Source organism: Spirosoma aerophilum, from assembly GCF_054782495.1.
On sequence record NZ_BAAGSJ010000004.1, the window covers coordinates 365,568 to 383,746 of the forward strand.

General features: G+C 52.0%; 14 protein-coding genes and 2 tRNA genes. 7 read left to right on the forward strand and 9 right to left on the reverse strand.

The features are described from left to right. Position 1 precedes the first annotated feature (1 nt). The 3 genes from ACYVK4_RS03275 (at position 2) to ACYVK4_RS03285 (ending at position 3,811) form a co-directional block, all read left to right on the forward strand. On the forward strand, positions 2 to 418 hold the full coding sequence (locus ACYVK4_RS03275; protein WP_461126056.1) for a hypothetical protein: 417 nt from the start codon (positions 2 to 4) through the stop codon (positions 416 to 418). Continuing rightward, the gene (locus ACYVK4_RS03280; RefSeq protein WP_461126057.1) at positions 415 to 1,845 is read left to right on the forward strand and encodes a M56 family metallopeptidase; all 1,431 of its coding nucleotides are present in this window, start codon (positions 415 to 417) and stop codon (positions 1,843 to 1,845) included. The genes ACYVK4_RS03275 and ACYVK4_RS03280 overlap by 4 nt, the downstream gene beginning before the upstream one ends. A gap of 511 nt (positions 1,846 to 2,356) precedes the next feature. After that, positions 2,357 to 3,811 (forward strand): DASH family cryptochrome, encoded by a 1,455-nt coding sequence (locus tag ACYVK4_RS03285; RefSeq protein WP_461126058.1) that lies wholly within the window; start codon positions 2,357 to 2,359, stop codon positions 3,809 to 3,811. 325 nt (positions 3,812 to 4,136) lie between these two features. On the opposite strand, the gene ACYVK4_RS03290 is transcribed toward ACYVK4_RS03285, so the two are convergent. The 3 genes from ACYVK4_RS03290 to ACYVK4_RS03300 form a co-directional block, all read right to left on the reverse strand. Then, positions 4,137 to 6,338 (reverse strand): S9 family peptidase, encoded by a 2,202-nt coding sequence (locus ACYVK4_RS03290; RefSeq protein ID WP_461126059.1) that lies wholly within the window; start codon positions 6,336 to 6,338, stop codon positions 4,137 to 4,139. Positions 6,339 to 6,428: 90 nt separating this feature from the next. Further along, positions 6,429 to 7,013, reverse strand: coding sequence for a YcxB family protein (locus tag ACYVK4_RS03295; RefSeq protein ID WP_461126060.1), 585 nt, complete (start codon positions 7,011 to 7,013; stop codon positions 6,429 to 6,431). Positions 7,014 to 7,124: 111 nt separating this feature from the next. Further along, the gene (locus ACYVK4_RS03300; protein WP_461126061.1) at positions 7,125 to 7,520 is read right to left on the reverse strand and encodes a DUF4783 domain-containing protein; all 396 of its coding nucleotides are present in this window, start codon (positions 7,518 to 7,520) and stop codon (positions 7,125 to 7,127) included. A gap of 131 nt (positions 7,521 to 7,651) precedes the next feature. Between ACYVK4_RS03300 and ACYVK4_RS03305 the strand changes: the two genes are divergently transcribed. Continuing rightward, on the forward strand, positions 7,652 to 8,164 hold the full coding sequence (locus ACYVK4_RS03305; protein WP_461126062.1) for a phosphoribosyltransferase family protein: 513 nt from the start codon (positions 7,652 to 7,654) through the stop codon (positions 8,162 to 8,164). Between the two features lie 117 nt (positions 8,165 to 8,281). Here the strand turns inward: ACYVK4_RS03305 and ACYVK4_RS03310 are convergent, their stop codons facing one another. Both ACYVK4_RS03310 and ACYVK4_RS03315 read right to left on the reverse strand, forming a co-directional pair. Continuing rightward, a complete protein-coding gene (locus ACYVK4_RS03310; protein WP_012930624.1) occupies positions 8,282 to 8,458 on the reverse strand; it encodes a hypothetical protein in 177 nt (58 codons plus the stop codon). Between the two features lie 95 nt (positions 8,459 to 8,553). Next, a complete protein-coding gene (locus ACYVK4_RS03315) occupies positions 8,554 to 11,580 on the reverse strand; it encodes a DEAD/DEAH box helicase (protein WP_461126063.1) in 3,027 nt (1,008 codons plus the stop codon). Between the two features lie 391 nt (positions 11,581 to 11,971). On the opposite strand from ACYVK4_RS03315, the gene ACYVK4_RS03320 reads away from it, so the two are divergent. Beyond that, positions 11,972 to 12,460 (forward strand): low affinity iron permease family protein, encoded by a 489-nt coding sequence (locus tag ACYVK4_RS03320; RefSeq protein WP_461126064.1) that lies wholly within the window; start codon positions 11,972 to 11,974, stop codon positions 12,458 to 12,460. 245 nt (positions 12,461 to 12,705) lie between these two features. On the opposite strand, the gene ACYVK4_RS03325 is transcribed toward ACYVK4_RS03320, so the two are convergent. From ACYVK4_RS03325 to ACYVK4_RS03340, 4 genes are all read right to left on the reverse strand, one after another. Continuing rightward, a tRNA-Leu gene (locus ACYVK4_RS03325) sits at positions 12,706 to 12,789 on the reverse strand. 67 nt (positions 12,790 to 12,856) lie between these two features. After that, a tRNA-Gly gene (locus tag ACYVK4_RS03330) sits at positions 12,857 to 12,929 on the reverse strand. 147 nt (positions 12,930 to 13,076) lie between these two features. Further along, positions 13,077 to 14,732 carry a hypothetical protein gene (locus tag ACYVK4_RS03335; protein WP_461126065.1) on the reverse strand — a complete coding sequence of 552 codons (1,656 nt, stop codon included), beginning with the start codon at positions 14,730 to 14,732 and terminating at the stop codon, positions 13,077 to 13,079. 60 nt (positions 14,733 to 14,792) lie between these two features. Then, positions 14,793 to 16,049, reverse strand: coding sequence for a hypothetical protein (locus ACYVK4_RS03340; RefSeq protein WP_461126066.1), 1,257 nt, complete (start codon positions 16,047 to 16,049; stop codon positions 14,793 to 14,795). Between the two features lie 266 nt (positions 16,050 to 16,315). Between ACYVK4_RS03340 and ACYVK4_RS03345 the strand changes: the two genes are divergently transcribed. After that, positions 16,316 to 16,939: a hypothetical protein gene (locus ACYVK4_RS03345; RefSeq protein WP_461126067.1), complete on the forward strand. Its 624-nt coding sequence runs from the start codon at positions 16,316 to 16,318 to the stop codon at positions 16,937 to 16,939. 23 nt (positions 16,940 to 16,962) lie between these two features. Then, positions 16,963 to 18,108, forward strand: coding sequence for a helix-turn-helix domain-containing protein (locus ACYVK4_RS03350; RefSeq protein ID WP_461126068.1), 1,146 nt, complete (start codon positions 16,963 to 16,965; stop codon positions 18,106 to 18,108). The last annotated feature ends 71 nt before the right edge of the window (positions 18,109 to 18,179 follow it).

Sequence of the window (18,179 nt, forward strand, 5' to 3'; positions counted from 1 at the left end):
CATGAACCACATTGATGCACTTGTTGCAGGGATTTTAGTAGCTGTTTTAGCCATCCAACCCGTTGCCACTACCAGCTGGAAAGCTTCGGCTACTACGCCATTAGACTCGGTTAAAAAACAACCGGCTAAACGTCGTGCCTCGCCTGTGGAACCAGACAAAGCCAGTTCAGCACACTACTCGCCACCGGGTCATTACACGGTTACGGTGCCCGTAAACCACGGCTCCGGTGGTAAAGCCGACCTGGTGCTGGTGAATGGAACGAAGAAAGTGGCGCGCATCGGCGATGTCGACGCCAATACGATTGAGTCGATCGAGGTGTTAAAAGACGCCAAAAATATTGCGAAGTATAAAGACCTCTACGGCGATATAGCCAGCAAAGGTATTGTGATCATTCACCTCAAAAACAAAACGTTATGAACGAACTTCCTTATCTCCTGATCGCCAGCCTGTACCTGCTGCTGTTCTATGGCTGCTATGAACTGCTCCTTCGACGCACTACGTTTTTCGGTCTGAACCGGGCTTATCTGCTCCTGTCGATCGGGCTGTCTCTCGTATTACCGGTAATGGAACTACCGGGTGGGGCCACGGAGGCCGTAGGCGTCATTACGCTGCCCATGTTTGTGGTCGGTCAGCCACAGCTTGCCCCTACCAGCGGGTTGACCCTGACTGAATGGGTTTGGCTGGTCTATGGACTTGGGGTTGGCGCTATGCTCGTGCGATTCATGCTGAATCTGCGCTCCGTATATGCGTTGATCAAACGCGGCACACTTGACCGGAGGACAACCTATACGCTGGTTAAACTCCCCAACACCTCAACATCGGAAGACCTTGTACCCTCCTTCTCGTTCGGCCGGTATCTGGTACTTAATCACGCCGATGCCCATACCCCACCGGAAGCGCTGATTCGCCATGAAGAAGCACACATTCGGCAGCGGCACACCGTCGATGTACTGACCATAGAAGTTGTTCAGGCCCTTTTCTGGTTCAACCCGGTGCTAGTGTTCTACAAACGTGCCTTGCAGGAAGTCCACGAATTTCTGGCCGATCAGTCGGCTGTCCGTCAGCTTTCGACCGACTCTCGCCAACACCAACAGCTTTCCGCTCAACCTACCTACGCCCACCAGTTAGTGGCCTATGCGCTCAATGTTCCATCGGCCGCATTAACCACCCCTTTTGTTTCGAAATCAACCCTTAAACAACGCATCGTTATGTTACAAAAACCCCAAACAAACCGCCGGGCCCTGCTCCGTTACGTCCTCGTTCTGCCACTGGCCGCCCTGCTCACCATGTGTACGCAGCAGGAACAGGATCAAACCGCCCTCACCACCGCCAGCATTCCGGCTCGCAAACCCGTTAAAGTAGACGGCGAAATCTTTACCGTTGTTGAACAGACACCGGAGTTTCCGGGCGGTATACCGGGCCTTATTACCTATATGGATAAGAATCTGAAATACCCCGAAGCCGCACAAAAGGCGAATGTTCATGGACGGGTATTTGTTAGTTTCATTGTCACAAAAACGGGTGAAGTTACCGATGTACAAATCCTGAAAGGTATTGGCTACGGTACTGATGAGGAAGCGGTTCGGGTAGTAAAAAACATGCCCAACTGGAAACCGGCCCGGCAGAATGGCGAGGTTGTCAATGTAAAGTATAACCTGCCCATTAATTTTCAATTTGAAGATGGAGCATCATTCTCAAATGAATCTGCTTTCAAGGATATAGACGTTTTTCTTGTTGATGGAAAGCCAGTCACAGCGATAGAATTTTCGGCTGTTCCAGCCGCCAAAATTGTCCGGATGGACGTTGATAAACCTAATAAAACGGTTTCCATTACCACAAAATAAGCCCCCAACCCCGATAGGGGTTGACTATGAATAACCGGGGGTATAGCCCTCGGATAGAAGTGGTCAGCTCACCCTCCCAACCCCGATAGGGGTTGACTGTGGCTAACCGGGGGTGCAGCCCTCGGATAGAAGTGGTCCGCTCACCCTCCCAACCCCGAAGGGGGTTGACTATGGATAACCGGGGGTGCAGCCCTCGGATGGCAGCCCTCAGATGGTAGCCCGGATGATGGCATCTCCTCAGAGGTGACCCATCCAGCAATAGTCAACCCCTCCGGGGTTAGGACAGGAGGTCAGACACTCCGAGTCCGGGGGCTACACCATCGGATATCCACAGTCAACCCCTTCGGGGTTGGGAGGGTGACCAGCCCGCCGAGTCCGGGGGCTACGCTCCCGGTTAGCCACAGTCAACCCCTTCGGGGTAATTTATGGTTTAGTTCTTTATTTTTAGCCGTTGGTGAACCAAGCATACCTGCTCATTCATTTATAACAGACAACCGTTTTCTGTTCTGGAATGAATCGCATCCTGTACTGGTTCCGTAATGACCTTCGCCTGCACGATAACGAGGGGTTTGTCAGCGCGCTTAACGACGCCGATAAGGTGCTGCCCGTATTCGTGTTCGACCCACGCTGGTTTACGCAGCATCCCCGGCTGGGCTTTCCCAGAACGTCGGTATTCCGGGCCAGTTTCCTGCTGGAAAGTGTAGCCGACCTTCGCCAGTCTCTTCAAAACAGAGGGGCCAACCTGATCATACGCGTTGGTAAACCCGCCGATGTGCTGGCCGAACTCGCCCGCGAAATCGGGGCGTCGGCTATCTATACGAGCAAAGAAATTACGCAGGAAGAAACCGACACCGAATCGAAATTGAGCAACAAACTCAAACCGCTCAATATCGATATCAAGTTCTTCTGGATGAGCACGCTGTACCATGTTCGGGATTTACCGTTTACCATCTCGCGGCTGCCCGACGTGTTCACGCAGTATCGGCATCAGATCGAGAAAAGCACCAGCATCCGGCCAACGTTCCCAACGCCCGACGCGGTTTTGCTCGTACCCGATGTGTTGCCCGGCGATATGCCCACACTAACGACACTTGGCTTCGATAGCGAAGCCCAACAACAGGTCGACCAACCGGATTCACGCCGGGCGGTGTCCTTTGACGGGGGCGAACGCGTGGCGCTGGAACGGCTTAACCGATACCTGTGGCAAACCGACAGCATTGCCACCTATAAAGAAACCCGCAACGGACTCCTTGGCGAGGATTATTCGACCAAGTTCTCGGCCTGGCTGGCCACCGGATGCCTGTCGCCCCGGATGGTGTATGAAGAAATTACCCGCTACGAAAACGAACGGGTCCGGAATGAGTCGACGTACTGGCTGATTTTTGAGCTGATGTGGCGCGATTTCTTCCGGTTCGTTGCCCTCCGGTTCGGCACCCGCATTTTCAAGAGCAGCGGTATCAAGCACGATCTCAAGCGCAAATTCAAACAGGACGAAACGCTGTTTCGGCGTTGGGCGGAAGGTAAAACCGGCATCCCGTTTATCGACGCCAACATGCGCGAAATGAACGCCACCGGATTCATGAGCAACCGGGGCCGACAAAACGTAGCCAGCTTTCTGGTCAGCGACCTCGGCCTCGACTGGACATGGGGAGCGGCTTACTTCGAAAGCCAACTGGTCGACTATGACCCGTGCAGCAACTGGGGCAACTGGAATTATGTGGCGGGGGTAGGCAACGATCCACGCCAGTTCAGCAACGGACAGCCGCGTTATTTCAATACACTGAGCCAGGCTATGCGCTACGACGAGCCCGGCAGCTACGTAAAACACTGGCTTCCCGAACTGGCGCAGGTCCCCGCCGATCAGGTGCATCAGATTTCGACCCTGAGCCCCGAACAGCAGGAGCAGTATGGTGTCGTATTAGGTACCGATTACCCACTGCCGGTTGTGGACCCGGCTAAGTGGTAGATGACCCCACCCCAACCCCTCCCCTTGAAAAAAGGGGAGGGGCTATAAAGGATACGTCGCCATTTAGCCCGGCAGCGTCCAACTACATACCTTTTTTAGGTTACCGCATCCTCGGCATGTGTCCTCTCGGCCCGAAGTGACAGGCTTAAACAGCATACGCAGTATAGTGTTAGGTATAGATTCCCCATTATTGCTAACTGCGGACTCAGGTAATTGGGTAATTCCCCCATCTCCAAACAATATGTCGTTCCTAAGCCCCTCCCCTTTTTTTTAGGGGAGGGGTTGGGGTGGGGTAGCTTCTGGCAAAGCAATTCTAAATCCACTTCTACAGATTCTTCTCCACAAAATTGGTCATCATCTGGTAGAGGTGGAGTCGTGTGTTGCCCCCGTAAATGCCGTGGTTTCGGTTGGGGTAATAGAAAGACTGGAACTGCTTGCCGGCGGCAATGAGGGCATCTTCGAAGGCGATGGAATTCTGAAAATGAACGTTATCGTCGCCGGTGCCGTGGATGAGCAGGAAAGGACCGCGTAGTTTAGCGGCATGCGTAACGGGCGAATTATCATCATAGCCCGATTCATTTTCCTGCGGGCGTTTGAGGTAGCGTTCGGTATACACGGTGTCGTAGAACCGCCAGTTCGTAACGGGGGCCACCGATATACCCGCCTTGAACACATCAGCCCCGAGGGTCATGCACAATGCGGACATGTAGCCGCCATAACTCCAGCCCCAGATACCCACGCGGGCGGGATCGACAAACGGCACTGTTTTCAAATTTTGAGCAACGGCAATCTGATCTTCCGTTTCCAGCTTGCCGAGCTGGGCGTACGTACTCATGCGAAAGGCCGTACCCCGTGCTCCCGTGCCCCGACCATCGACAGACACAATGATGTAGCCCTTCTGCACCAATGTCTGGTACCAGAAGAAATCACGGCTGTCCCAGTCGTCTTTAACGGTTTGCGAACCCGGCCCGCCATACACGAACATCAGAACCGGATACTTCTTCGTTCCCGAACTATCGAATCCGGCGGGCCGGATCATCCAGCCGTTCAGGGGTGTTCCATCGGCAGCTTTGGTTTGAAAAAACTTTTTGGGCTGGATGGTATAGCCCGCCAACCGGCTTTTCAGGGCATCGTTCGATTCCAGCACGCGCTGGTCTGTCGTTGACTTTGTATCCCGAAGGCTAACCGTTACGGGCGATTTTGCGGAGGTATGATACAGCAGATAGTAGCCGAAATCGGGGCTGAAGTTAGCCGTATACGTACCCGCCTGACTGGTTAGTTTTTGCTTGTTCTGGCCATCAAGGCCAATGCGGTATAGGTGCCGTTCGAGGGGCGACGCTTCGGTAGACGTAAAGAAAATCGTGCCCGTCTTCTCATCAACGCCCGATACGGTAGAAACTTCATACGCACCCGACGTAACGGGGCGAATGAGCTTGCCGCTCATATCGTACAGATACAAGTGCTTGTAGCCACTGCGCTCGCTGCTCCAGATGAACGACTTACCCTCGTTCAGATACGTCAGATCGTCGGTAAATTCCAGATCGACATAGGTCGGACTTGTTTCGCTCAATACCGTTGCCGCCTGCCCGGTGGTGGCGTTAACGTGCAGCAGATCGAGTTTATTCTGGAGCCGGTTCAGCCGCCGAATCGAGAGCAGGTTCGCGTTTTTCGTCCACTGAATGCGGGGCAGGTATATGTCCTTTTCCGCGCCCGTTTGCACCAGCACCTTTTTGCCGGTCTGCACATCGGCTATCCAGACCGATACCAGCGAGTTGGCCTCCCCCGCTTTAGGGTATTTAAACCGATACTCTACCGGATAGAGCTTTCCCCATAGCTGCATGTCGTACTCGGGCACCCGGCTTTCATCGAACCGAATCCAGGCCAGCCGCTTGCTATCCGGCGACCATTCGAACGCCCGCGCCATGCTGAACTCCTCTTCGTACACCCAGTCGGCGCCACCGTTGATGATGGCATTCAGCTTACCGTCGGTGGTGAGTTTAGTTTCCTTTTGCGTTGCCAGATCGACCACGAACAGATTGTTATCGCGCATAAAGGCTACGCGTTTGCCATCGGGTGAAAACGTCGCGTACTGCTGCTTGCCACCCTTACTCAAAGCCGCCAACTGTTTCGTTGTCAGATCATAGACGTAGTAATCGGCCTTACTCGACCGCCGGTAAATGGGTTCTTCTTCGGTAGTAATAAGCAGCTTTCGTTCATCGGCCGACAGTTGATACCCTTCCACATTCACCTGCTTCCCCGTCCCGGCAACCTTCGTCTGTTGGGCATCGAAGAGCGTTTCGACAGGGGCTCCGGTGGTAATGATAAATTTGCTGATCTTTCCTCCGTCGAGCGTTGTATAGAAGCCGCCCGTTTTCATCCAGTTAACGGCCTGAACGGTACGCTGGTTAAAAACGCCCTGGTTGCGCCCCCACACGTCGTCGAGCGACACATTTTTAGGGGTTTGAGACAAAGCGGGAATAACTACCAGTAAAAAGGCAACCTGAAGCAGAACTTGACGGACAGTCATGAGCGTTTTGTTAGTGTGTACAAAAACGGAACGGTTCGCCATTGCAACGGCGAACCATGGCAACGGCGAACCGTTTATTGAAAAGGTATCTTACTTGACCGGTTCGGCGGGAACGCTGCCGGGCAACAGGCCTTTGCGCTTCAGCAGAGCGTCGGTAAAACGCAGGTCGTTATCGCTGGTAAAAATAGAGAAGGGCAGATACAGAAACTGGGCTTTCGACAACCCTTTGGTAACGGTTTTGGCGATCCAACTGGCCTTCACGTTCGACATGGCTTCGGCATTATCGAGAAACAGGATATACGCGTCCTTGTCTTTGATGACGCTATCGATCTGGGTCCATTTCAGAATACCACCTTCCTTGGCGTTGATCCGCATCAGGATCTGTCGGCTGTCTATTTCATAAACGTACTTCTGAAACAGCGCTTTACTTTGTTCCATCTGGGCGATACCGGTAATCTGAACGGCCCAGAAAAGAACGTATAAAATCGTGAGCAGCACCACGACAATATAAATCCAGTAATTCGGATAAACGTTCGTCAGGTTCAGAACGACGTTGAGGAAAATTAATGCCAGCGGCACAAACCCCCATTTCCAGTTATCTTTCACCCACTGCCGCAGGGCAATATTGATATACGTTTTTTGATCTAACGCGTACTTTTTAGTCTTAACAATCATAACACCTCTACATGAAAGTGCAAAGATAAGATAAAGATGTATGATATAGGATGTAGGATATAGGATGTATCTGGCTACGAAAGCAATACATCCTACATCATACATCTTTCTTTATTCTTTTCGAAAGTGCAGGGCGTTGATGGCGTATTGATGGTCGCTCGTCTGGCGCATGAGCACGTAGACGGAGAAGACCTGTCCGCCGGTCTCGTAAGTGCCGGTGCTGTAGCGCAGTTTATCTGACGCACCCCGATACACAAACTGAAAGCTATGAGGAGGATATTTACGAAAGAACGTACGCAGAATTAATTCGGCATGTGTGGCCTGCACCGCCTGAAACTCCACCTTTTCCGTATCGATGACCAGTTCTATCGTTTTGGCAAACCGCGCCGATAACTGGCTGGCATCACCACTCCGCAAGGAGGTACCCACTGTTTGTGTTATGTCGGGCGATGTCCCCGGCAGGCCCCATGCCCATATACTAAAGATAAGACTAACTAATATATTCATAGCTGGATAAAGCAAATGTCTCTTTCCTCCTCTAAAGGCGAAAATGATGCCAACTAAATACCATTGGCTATATTTCCTTACCTAAAGCCTTTTTCCCCATCTTTACAGTCTTATTCTATTTGTCCATTTACATGAATACCGGCCAGCCGACGCTTATTTTGAATGCGGAACAGATACGCCAGAAAATCAGGCGTATCGCTTTTCAGATCTACGAAAATAATTTTGAAGAGTCTACCCTGCTACTCGCGGGTATTGCGGGAGAAGGCTATGTGCTGGCACAGGCTTTGGCAGAAGAATTGCAGACAATAGCTCCCTTCTCGGTCAAACTGCTTCAACTGAACCTCGACAAAACGCAGTCTGCCCAACCCGCGGTAGAGGCCGATCAACCCGCAGCAGTCTATACCGATACGGTTGTAATTGTTGTCGACGACGTCTTGTATACCGGGCGAACACTGGTATTCAGTCTACAGCCTTTCCTGAGCGTTCCGGTTCGAAAACTACAAGTAGCCGTCCTGATCGACCGCAATCACCCACGCTATCCCGTGGCGGCCGATTATAAAGGGTACGAACTGAGCACCACCCTCACCGAACACGTCGACGTTGTGCTCAGTGATGAAGCACGGATGGGGGTGTATCTGACGTAATTAATTGATGGAATTGTGATGTGGTGGAGCCGTTGACGGGTGTTGTGATTGATTAGTGCAGTGGTTAATTCCTAGGCCGCTCCCGGTACCACTACACTAATCAACTACTCCACTAACTTACACTCGGGTGCTGCGCACCAGCCCAATGCCGGCAAAGAAGAAAATGCCGCCCAGAATCACATACACGAAGGACGCCTGAGAAACGCCCCCTTTGGTAAAGTCGATACCGCCGTAGATAAGGCCGATCAAACCGGCCAGTGTCAGGATAATGCCTAAGATGCTTTTCGCATTCATACGTTGAGTTTTTTTAGCGTGAACGGTTCATTCCCGGCATAATAACTCCCTTTAGCCAAAATCCTCCCTGAAAAATAGCCGTTTCTTTTGCCCGGCTATTCCAGCAGCACCATAATATCTTCTTTTGTCAACGACTTCATGAAATTTTCTTCGGTCGTAATCAGGCTGCCGGCGAGCTGCTGCTTGGCCCGCTGTAACGACAGAATCTTTTCTTCGACGGTATTCTTGGCAATGAATTTGTACGTAAACACCGTTTTTAACTGCCCGATTCGGTGCGCCCGGTCAACAGCTTGGGCCTCAATAGCCGGATTCCACCACGGATCCAGAATGAACACATAATCGGCAGCGGTCAGGTTATGACCCAGCCCCCCGGCTTTGAGCGATATTAAGAACAGCTTCACCGAATCGTCCGTCTGAAAAAGTTCAACCTGACTCTTCCGGTCTACCGTCGAACCGTCCAGATACGCGTATTTGATGTGCTTTTCTTTCAGGTACTGCTGAACCACATTCAGGTGTTTGATAAACTGACTAAACACCAGCACTTTATGGTTTTCGGTCATGGCACTTTCCAGCCGCATCAGCATATCATCCAGCTTACCCGAATCGCCCTCATAATCAGCGTCGACCATACGTGGGTGATTGGCGATCTGACGAAGCTTGGTCAGACCCTGCAGAACGACCATCTGCGACTTGGCAATGCCTTCCTCTTCGATTCGCTCCAGAATCAAGTTCCGGAAATAGGATTTCGCTTCTTCATACTGCGCCGACTGATCGGGAGTCATGTCGCAATACAGTACACTTTCAACTTTGGGCGGCAGATCGGTGGCGACCTGGGCCTTGTTGCGTCGCAGCATAAACGGCTTGATCAACCCGTATAGCTTACCGGTTTTAACTTCGTCGTGCTTTTTTTCAATCGGAATCTGAAACTCATTTCGGAAGAAGGACTGACTCCCTAACAGACCCGGGTTGATGAACGACATCTGCGACCAGAGATCCATGGTGCTATTCTCCAGCGGAGTGCCCGTCAGAATAAGCCGAAACGCATTGTTGAGCTGCATCACCGCTTTGGTAATGTGCGACGATGGATTTTTGATTGCCTGCGACTCGTCCAGAATAACATAGTTGAACCGGTAATCGCTGAGTATGTCAATATCGATGCGGACAATGCCGTATGAAGTCAGAATCAGATCATACTCGTCGAACTGAGCCGTGTTCTTATCGCGGTAGGTGCCGGTATACACCATCACCCGGAGGTCGGGCGTGAATTTCCGGGCTTCGAGTTCCCAGTTATAGAGCAGCGATGTGGGCATCACCAGCAGGCTGGGCTCCCGGACACCGGCTTCTTTCTGCCCCTGCAGCATTGCCAGCGTCATTACCGTTTTGCCCAACCCCATGTCATCGGCCAGGCAGCCCCCAAACCGGTACTGACGCAGGAAATTCATCCAGTCGTAACCGGCCTGCTGGTACGGGCGCAGATTACCGTTGAACCCTTTGGGTACCGGAAACGGCTCGATCTCCTCAAAATTCCGCAGCCGCTCCAGCTTGCGGGTAATAACGGCCGTTGCCAGATTATCCCGCTCCAGTTCCTGTACCAGTGCCAGGTGATATTTCTGAAGTACCAGCCGTCCATCGCCGTCAATGCCATCGGCATGCTCCAGAAAGCCGAAGAGTTCGGAGTATTCGGTAAACCAGGCGTCGGGAATTACAGCAATTTCGCCATTAGGCAGCGTGAATTCATGCTTTTTATTCAGAATGAGCGTCCGCAGCTTCAGGAATGGAATTTCGAACTCGCCAAACCGGACGTTGGCATAAATATCGAACCAGTCTCGTCCTTCTTCAATAGACACCTTGATACTCGAATAGCCCAGAAAATAACGTTTGGTATCCTGTGCATCCTGCCGAAGAACGAACCCGGCCTCCTGAAGCTGGCCGTTGTTCTTCGACAACCAGGTAAAGGCTTCGGCTTTGGAAATTGCCAATCGCCCGTGCCGGAGATCAAGACCAGCGTCATGAAGAAACGTCAGCTTGTTACGCTCCAGCCGCTGGTCGCGACGAATTTTATGGAAAACGTATTCGTCGTTATTCTTTTCGAGGCTCACATTGGCCGACGGCCCGAAACTATCGAACCGAAAGGTGTAGTCACCGTATTGAAACGACAGGTCAAAGACAATCCGCTGGCTGGTGCTTTCATCCTCGTCCGGACCATCCGAGCCATCGTTCATCACCGCTACCGCCCGACTCGACTGCACCATGTCGGAAACGGTCAAAACAGGCACCGGCTCCATGGTTTCCGTCCGGATCTCGAAGCCTTTGGCAAATACATCGTACGACGCAATCAGGGGCGTAACAAATCGTTCGTAGTACTGCTGCTCGATATTACGGGGAATGACAATGTGGTTTTTCGAGAAGAACGGACGCAGTTTCTTCCCGTCGACATTTTTACTGAAATGATAGAGCCGGTTACCCACCATCAGATAAGCAGGCTCATCGCAGATCATCAGGGCATCTCTGAATTGAAAATCGACTCGCTCCGTCTCGCTTGTCTGTCCATCTTTCGCACCGCCCTCCCGTGGGCCGCCCTCTCGTGGGCCGCCCTCTCGTGGGACAATTGGGTAGCGGATGATGGGGAAGTAGTGGGTTGATTCGGCGTTGCGAACAAAGTGAAAATGGACGCGGGCGGGTTCGGGCATCCAGACGATAGGCTCCCAGGCAGGGTTCCCATCATTACCCATAATATAGAAGGGCTTACCAGGCAGCAGGCCCATGATTTTAGCCTTCACCGTTTCGATATGACCGGCAATCGTTTCCTGAATTAGCTTATCACCTTTTTGTGGGTCGTAAATTTTCAGGAAGAAATCAACGGCTGGCAGCTTTCGGGTGTTGAACCGCTTTACGATATAATCCTGCTGAATGCTGTCGATCAGCTTCACCAGGTCAAAATCCCGTTCGTCCAGGCCTTTGGTAAACTCACTAACGTTCTGAGTCGATAATGTCTGGTTTTGGAGTGTCAATTCGCCACGGCTGTTGCGCTGGACAACAAAAGCCTCAATGAGGTATCCCAGAAACTCGTGATTCAGCAAGGAATACACGATTTGAAACGGTTGCAAAGGCGATACTTTCATACGAACAAAAGCGTTCACAGCCAGCCTGGGGAAGGCAGGCCGGAGCCGTAGATTAAGGTGAACAATCTCCGATAAGAGACCGTGTGGATTATAGGCTTAACAGACGCCAAAATAACAACCAAACTTGTTCATTATGAACAGATTAGCCACTATCCGCATTTGTCGAAGGTGTCAAATATACGAATCAAAACAAAATGTACAAGTCTGTTTACGACAAAATCAGTAAATGGGAAAATACATGAGCAAGCGGTCGTGAAAACAGCTGAACAGATTAAAAAACCGAGCCCCCAGTGGGCCGTTAACAAGAGAGTTTCGCAGAGGTACGTTATAGCTATCAGCAACTTTCTCAGAACGGGCTAGTTAATTACAGAACGCTCTCAATCATTCTACTATGGAAACGCAACCATCTGTTAAGCCACCATCAGCAAAGGGTTATTTCGAACGCTTTGCTTCCTCGGTCACTCAGGCGACTGGCAGTTCAGCCGCTTTCATTATTGCCTTTTTTACCGTGATCATCTGGGCAGTCACGGGCCCGCTGTTTCACTACTCCGAAAACTGGCAGCTGGTTATCAACACCGGCACCACTATTGTCACCTTTTTGATGGTGTTCCTAATCCAGAAAGCACAGAATAAAGATTCGATGTCGGTTCAACTGAAACTCAATGAGTTGATTGCCGCTACAAAAGGGGCCAGCAACCGGCTGGTATCGGTCGAAGACCTGACCGAAGATGAATTGAAAGTACTGCAACAGCATTACCAGATGATGGCGGAATTGACGAAGCAAGCCTCCGACCTGCGGCAATCGCACTCGGTTGAAGAAGCGATAAAAGACACCGCCGAGAAACTGGAGAACGAAATGAATACCGGACACACGCTGTAAACGAAATTTTCCGGAACCTGGGTAAGCCTGATCTGTCGATCCGGGACGTTCGCTCAGACCCATGTCGCGGCAATAATCAGGGCACAAAACGAGTTGGTCAGCAGGACAGAAAAGTAGTTTCGAAGTCGTGAAGCTTGCCCAAACCTGCTTAAAATTCCGTTAAATTTTAAGCAGCAAAGGCTGATAGTTTATGAATCTATAGAAAACAAAAAAACCGCTGATCATCAGCGGTTTTTTTGTTTGTGTACCAGGAGCGGGAGTCGAACCCGCACGGGCTAATGCCCACAGGATTTTAAGTCCGGCGTGTCTACCAGTTCCACCATCCCGGCATTCCATGCCCCGCTTTCGCGAAGCACTCTTTACAAAAAAAGCACCGGTTTCGGTGCCTTTTTGTTGAGCGAAAGACGGGGTTCGAACCCGCGACCTCGACCTTGGCAAGGTCGCGCTCTACCAGCTGAGCTACTTTCGCATTATCAAGTTCGCCTGCCAATCGGCGAATTGTGGATGCAAAGGTAGGTGTTTTTTGACGCTTGTCAAGTCCTTCGCTCAAAAAAAATTCATAAAAATTTAGCCTAACTTGTCCAAAAACTGATTCTGAACGAGTTAGGGCTATCCTTTAGAGCAAGGATTCGTTAACCTGCGTATCGAAGACACCCGTTAAAACCCGGCCATTTCGCTTTACCTGTACCCAAATACGGTAATGCCCGGCCCTCGGAAACGCGTACGGAAACTCCACCATGTTGTTCGTCTTCATGGTGTGACGCATGCCCGCAGCCAGCCGTTGGTTCTTCTCAGCTTCGGGCAAGGTTTTGAGCTTGCTGACGTAAGCATCGATGCTATCGCTAAAACGAACGGGGTCCGGATACCGGAACGTCCGGGCAGTATCGGCGATGCGATTGGTCAACGACTCTTCGGATGCCATAGAGTATGTGCCTACGGGATGAAGGTGGATGTACACCGAACCATCGGAGCGTAAGATAGCGGCATGACCACCCATGCCCAGATACGGTTCCAGCGCGGCTGCCTTTCCCTGCGCATCGGCAACGGCAAATTTCAACGTGTACAATTTACCGGCTTCCAATACTGGGGCCGATTTATCCATCCAGAGCATTGTCGAACCGTCGTCCAGCTTCGTGCTCGCACCCGGCTTCCCGCAAACGACCATGTCGTTGTCCAGATGCGGGACATTGACTGCCCCCGGCTTCACCCCCATCGGTTCGGCTACGAGCCAGCTATCGTCAGGATCGGTCGGTTTGGCAGCGGCCGCGGCTTCAGCGGAGATTTTCAGGGAAGGGACTTCAACCGTATCGGTCAGTGTTTCGGCAAAACCGTTTCGGTAAACGACATCGGAATAAAGCAGGTATTTACCGCCGGGCAATGGCGGCAGCGCAGCCTCGTAATTCAAGGTGTCGCGTCGGTTGGGATGTAGGTGCGCAAAGGCGTCCATACCCGGCATACGCACCAGAAATGCATGCATGAGCTTGCCATGATCGGGCAGTACGAAGCTCATCATCCGGCGCTGCCGACCATCGTTGCCGGTTCCCGTCGTATCGAACTGAATCGCTAGCAGACGCTGCGCATCGGCGACACGAACCGACGCATGAATGGTGGCGGGTTTGTATAACTGCTGGTTCTTGTAGTGGTCAGCCGTACTAGTCCACCAGGTTCGCCAACCCGTCAGGATCAATACCACAACGGCCAGACCAACGCCCATACCAACCAGTCGTCGCCGACCGAGTTTAGCCGGAGCGGGTTGCCCCGGCAACACCACCCCATCGGCATTACTGGCACCAATAATTGTGACCAGCATCACGACCAGCAACAGGCCCATGGCAGCAAGCCCCCAGCCGGTTCCGGCGGGCATCTCGCGCAAACTGGTTGCAACGGCCATAACGGGTACGATCACCTGCTGTTTGCCATCGGGTCCGTCGATTGTAAGCTCAATGCTGGACGAACCGGAACTCATGAGCCACAAATCCGCTTCGTAGCGGTTATCGGCCATCAGCGCCAGTTCATCGTGCGTTGGGGCACCTTTACCCCCCGATCGAAAGTAGATCGGACGAGCGCCGATACGGCTGACCCGCCCCTGTTCTACGTATACCGTAACTTTAGCCGTTCCGGGTACTACATCCGGCGGTTGTACACTGATCAAAAGCTGGTATTTGCCCGCCTGTTTCTGTACAATCACGCCCGAACTACCAATGTGGGCAGAGACCGTTGGCGAAAGAGCGAAAGAGCAAAAGAGCGAAAAGAGCAGCAATGGCCACTTCATTCGACTGTGTTTTCTGTACTTAATAGCTTCCATGTACTTTATTTTCTTTCTATTGCCGGCTTATCGAACGACCCGTTTCATCCAGTTACCCCATAGTAAGCCAACCCGCGTTGAGAGGGTAGCGTAGAGAAGCGTTTTGGCAAATCCAATCCCAAATTCAGCCGCCGACTGTATTTCCCAGGGTGCAAAGGCGTAGCGATATTCCCAGTCGGGCGAGTTGGAGTAGACCCAGGAATAAGACAGGAAGATGCCATTTCTGGCATAGGGCGACGTCAGCAGAAACTCGCCAAACGGCCACTGAACAGCCAGCAAAACGACCATAAACCCAACGGCATAAATCAACGACAGCACCCAGTCATTCAGTTTACGTTTGCCATCTGCCGGTGCCTCGAACCGGTGCATGAGCCAATCGAGTACAAGTCCGGGGATGATCAGAAAAACCGGAAATAAGAATGGTTGATAGTGCGTAATGGGGTTCAGGACGGGACCAAGACGGGGTGTGGCCGGGAAGTGCTGCAACACCCAGCTCGGCACCAGCATACCCACCATATAGATGGCCGTGATGGTTGTGATGGGCCAGCGTAATAAGGAAGCCCGGCCAACGGCCAGCAGGTAAAAGGGCAGAGCAATGGCGGCCGTCGCGTAGAAGATAGAACTATGGGATTCGCGCATACCCATCGACTCCGACAGCAGCGTGTACAGCATAATCAGCAAAAGACCGGCGGCAATGGCAAACAGCCACTTGAGCCGCACGCCCCGCCGGGTGTCGTCGTTTGCCTGACCAAGCGATTGAACCGGATTCCGGTATTTGTTCTGCAAAGCCAGCACACCCACAATGGCCCCAAACTGTACTGTCATGATACCGATTGCCAGAATTGTATGGGGCGGGGTCAGGATCTGGACATCGAGGCCGTAGGTATTGTGCCACCAGTCATCGAAGGGAGCCGACGTTAGCATGGCGAGTGCGCCCCAAACGCAGAACATGGCACCTAACGGACCATAAAAAACACCCCAGAAGGGAACGGCCTGCGTTCGGCCGGGATGATTTTTTGTGAACGTCAGATTCAGGATCTGGTAGGCCGAAAACAGCCCCGACACAATCGCACCCACATAGATAACGACGTGGGGTGGAGCCAGCAGCCCGTCGCGCCCAATGCTCATGTGCCACATAATGTCCCAAAGGAGGCCTATGATGACACAGAAAGACGAAAAAACAACGGCGTAAACGTAAGTAGGTATACCGAGCCGCCAACTACTGGCACGAGTAGCCGTCTGCTCCCGACCGGATTCAAACGAAGAAGGAAATGCCGATTCCATAGGAATGGATGAAGTGGTTTATTAACGAAAGGATGTGGAAAGATACAAAAAGGTTGCCGTCCACTTTTTAAAAAATTGACGAGTGGAAAGTGATAGCCCACAAGCCATCCCCCCGGCCGTCAACTCATTATTTAAAGGACAGAATAGCCACGCATTGATTCGATTATTACCTGACGCACAAGAGACTGTTTCGGCTACTTGAGCCAACGGGACATCAATTCGCTGGATTATGGCGTTATTTGTGTAACCATCTGCGCCCTGCCACCATGCTGTCTATATCTTCACCGGTACGTGCCTTTCTGTTCTCCGCAAAAGCACTGCTCTTTGTGGGGCTTGGCCTGTTCATGAGTGCGTGTGTTCCGGACTTTCTGTTATCAGATTCCGACTGGGTCGTTATCGAAGCCGGTGAACACGAGCCCAATCCAAAGCGAAAAGTAGGTCTTGTTATTAGTCCAAAGGAAATATCGGCTACGGTTACGTTCGACAGTTCCTGCATCTACGACATTGGTGGGGCTGATGCCGACGACTGGAACAAGGTTATCGGCATAGGCTTCGTGGGTTCCAAAGATCAGCCGCTGGATGGGGTACCTCCGCACCAGGTCGATGGTGCGCGGGTAGGCTGGCGCTGGAATCCGCAACGGGGCCGCATCGACTTGGGCGCGTACATCTACGTAGAAGGCAATCGGATCGACTTCAAGGTAGCTGAAGTGGCGCTGAACACCCCCACGCGCATGACCATTAAGATCGACTACGACCGGAAGTTATACCAGGTGCTGGGCGGCAAAACCGTTCCCTTCACCCATAACAAGTCCTTTGCCTATAACACCGGACTTTATTTTGGCGGCAATCAGGTAGCCCCGCACCGGATTCGGGTCAAGATTGTGGATTAGGCAACGCAAACAACCGTCTGCCCATGACCATCTCTCCACTCGACCTAATCATATTACTTGGCGCTCTACAGGGGTTTATCCTGTCGGCCCTGTTGTGGACAACGCCCAAAGGCCGTCAATTATCCAACCGACTACTGGGTGTATTGATCGGCTTGCTGGCCCTGATGAGTCTGGCTTTAGCCATTCCCCTTCACAACCGCTGGGTCGTTTTTGCGCTGGATTTTTTACCCCTCATTATGGCGATGCCCCTGGGGCCGCTTGTGTATTTCTACACGAAATCCATGCTGGACCCGGCCTTTCAATTGGGTCGGCGGGAACGGCGGCATTTTTACCCCGTCGTGCTGGACTGGGGGTCTAAACTTATCGGCTGGATGTTCCTGGGCGGCTTGTTTCTCGGTCTGGTTCCCACGTCGGATGGCCCGCTTTGGGGGCATGTCATGAATGAATATGACACCTACGCCGATATTCCGCGCTGGCTTTCGGTAACGACGTATCTCCTTCTGACAAGGCGCTGGCTCAGCCAGTACAAACAAGCCAATACTCACCAAAAAGCAGGCAATCAGGACCAAACGCTGCGATGGCTCCGGCAGTTTGTTACTATCTTTCTGGGTTTCCAGATCGTATGGCTCGTGCATCTGGTACCCTACATTATTCCGGACACCCGGTCGGCCTGGCTGGATCAGTTTGGCTGGTATCCGATTTACATTCCCATTGCCGTTTTAATTTATTGGCTGGGCCTGAAAGGGTATCTGCACACCCGGCAAAGTTCCGTTGAAGTAGCAGGCCCTAAAGCCAACGCCATGACGATGCCTGATGAAGCCGTTCGTAAGGCCATTGATGTATTGACGCATGCCATGCAAATGGATAAACTCTATCTCGACCCGGAACTGACCGTCGAAAAAGTAGGTCGGCATGTGCAGCTAACACCCAAAACCGTGTCGTTTGTCCTGAACCAGCATGTGCAGAAAAGCTTCAATGCCTTCGTGAATGACTACCGAATCGAAGCCGTGAAGCAGCAGCTGACCAACCCTGCCAACGAATACCTGACGCTAACAGGCATCGCACTGGAATGCGGATTCAATTCACAGGCTACGTTTCAGCGGGCGTTTAAACAGGCAACGGGCCAGTCGCCCAAGCGATTCATAGAACAACAGACGACAGAATCCTGAAAATCACCGCTCAAATCTGGATTTGAGTAGACTAATGCATTGATTCTGGCCTGTTTTGGCCTAAAATCAAT

Coding starts and splice junctions, on each gene's coding strand:
- ACYVK4_RS03315 (WP_461126063.1), bottom strand. CDS start 11,580: ATGAAAGTATCGCCTTTGCAACCGTTTCAAATCGTGTATTCCTTGCTG.
- ACYVK4_RS03295 (WP_461126060.1), bottom strand. CDS start 7,013: ATGATTGTTAAGACTAAAAAGTACGCGTTAGATCAAAAAACGTATATC.
- ACYVK4_RS03340 (WP_461126066.1), bottom strand. CDS start 16,049: ATGGAATCGGCATTTCCTTCTTCGTTTGAATCCGGTCGGGAGCAGACG.
- ACYVK4_RS03305 (WP_461126062.1), top strand. CDS start 7,652: ATGAATACCGGCCAGCCGACGCTTATTTTGAATGCGGAACAGATACGC.
- ACYVK4_RS03345 (WP_461126067.1), top strand. CDS start 16,316: ATGCTGTCTATATCTTCACCGGTACGTGCCTTTCTGTTCTCCGCAAAA.
- ACYVK4_RS03335 (WP_461126065.1), bottom strand. CDS start 14,732: ATGAAGTGGCCATTGCTGCTCTTTTCGCTCTTTTGCTCTTTCGCTCTT.
- ACYVK4_RS03350 (WP_461126068.1), top strand. CDS start 16,963: ATGACCATCTCTCCACTCGACCTAATCATATTACTTGGCGCTCTACAG.
- ACYVK4_RS03275 (WP_461126056.1), top strand. CDS start 2: ATGAACCACATTGATGCACTTGTTGCAGGGATTTTAGTAGCTGTTTTA.
- ACYVK4_RS03290 (WP_461126059.1), bottom strand. CDS start 6,338: ATGACTGTCCGTCAAGTTCTGCTTCAGGTTGCCTTTTTACTGGTAGTT.
- ACYVK4_RS03300 (WP_461126061.1), bottom strand. CDS start 7,520: ATGAATATATTAGTTAGTCTTATCTTTAGTATATGGGCATGGGGCCTG.
- ACYVK4_RS03280 (WP_461126057.1), top strand. CDS start 415: ATGAACGAACTTCCTTATCTCCTGATCGCCAGCCTGTACCTGCTGCTG.
- ACYVK4_RS03320 (WP_461126064.1), top strand. CDS start 11,972: ATGGAAACGCAACCATCTGTTAAGCCACCATCAGCAAAGGGTTATTTC.
- ACYVK4_RS03310 (WP_012930624.1), bottom strand. CDS start 8,458: ATGAATGCGAAAAGCATCTTAGGCATTATCCTGACACTGGCCGGTTTG.
- ACYVK4_RS03285 (WP_461126058.1), top strand. CDS start 2,357: ATGAATCGCATCCTGTACTGGTTCCGTAATGACCTTCGCCTGCACGAT.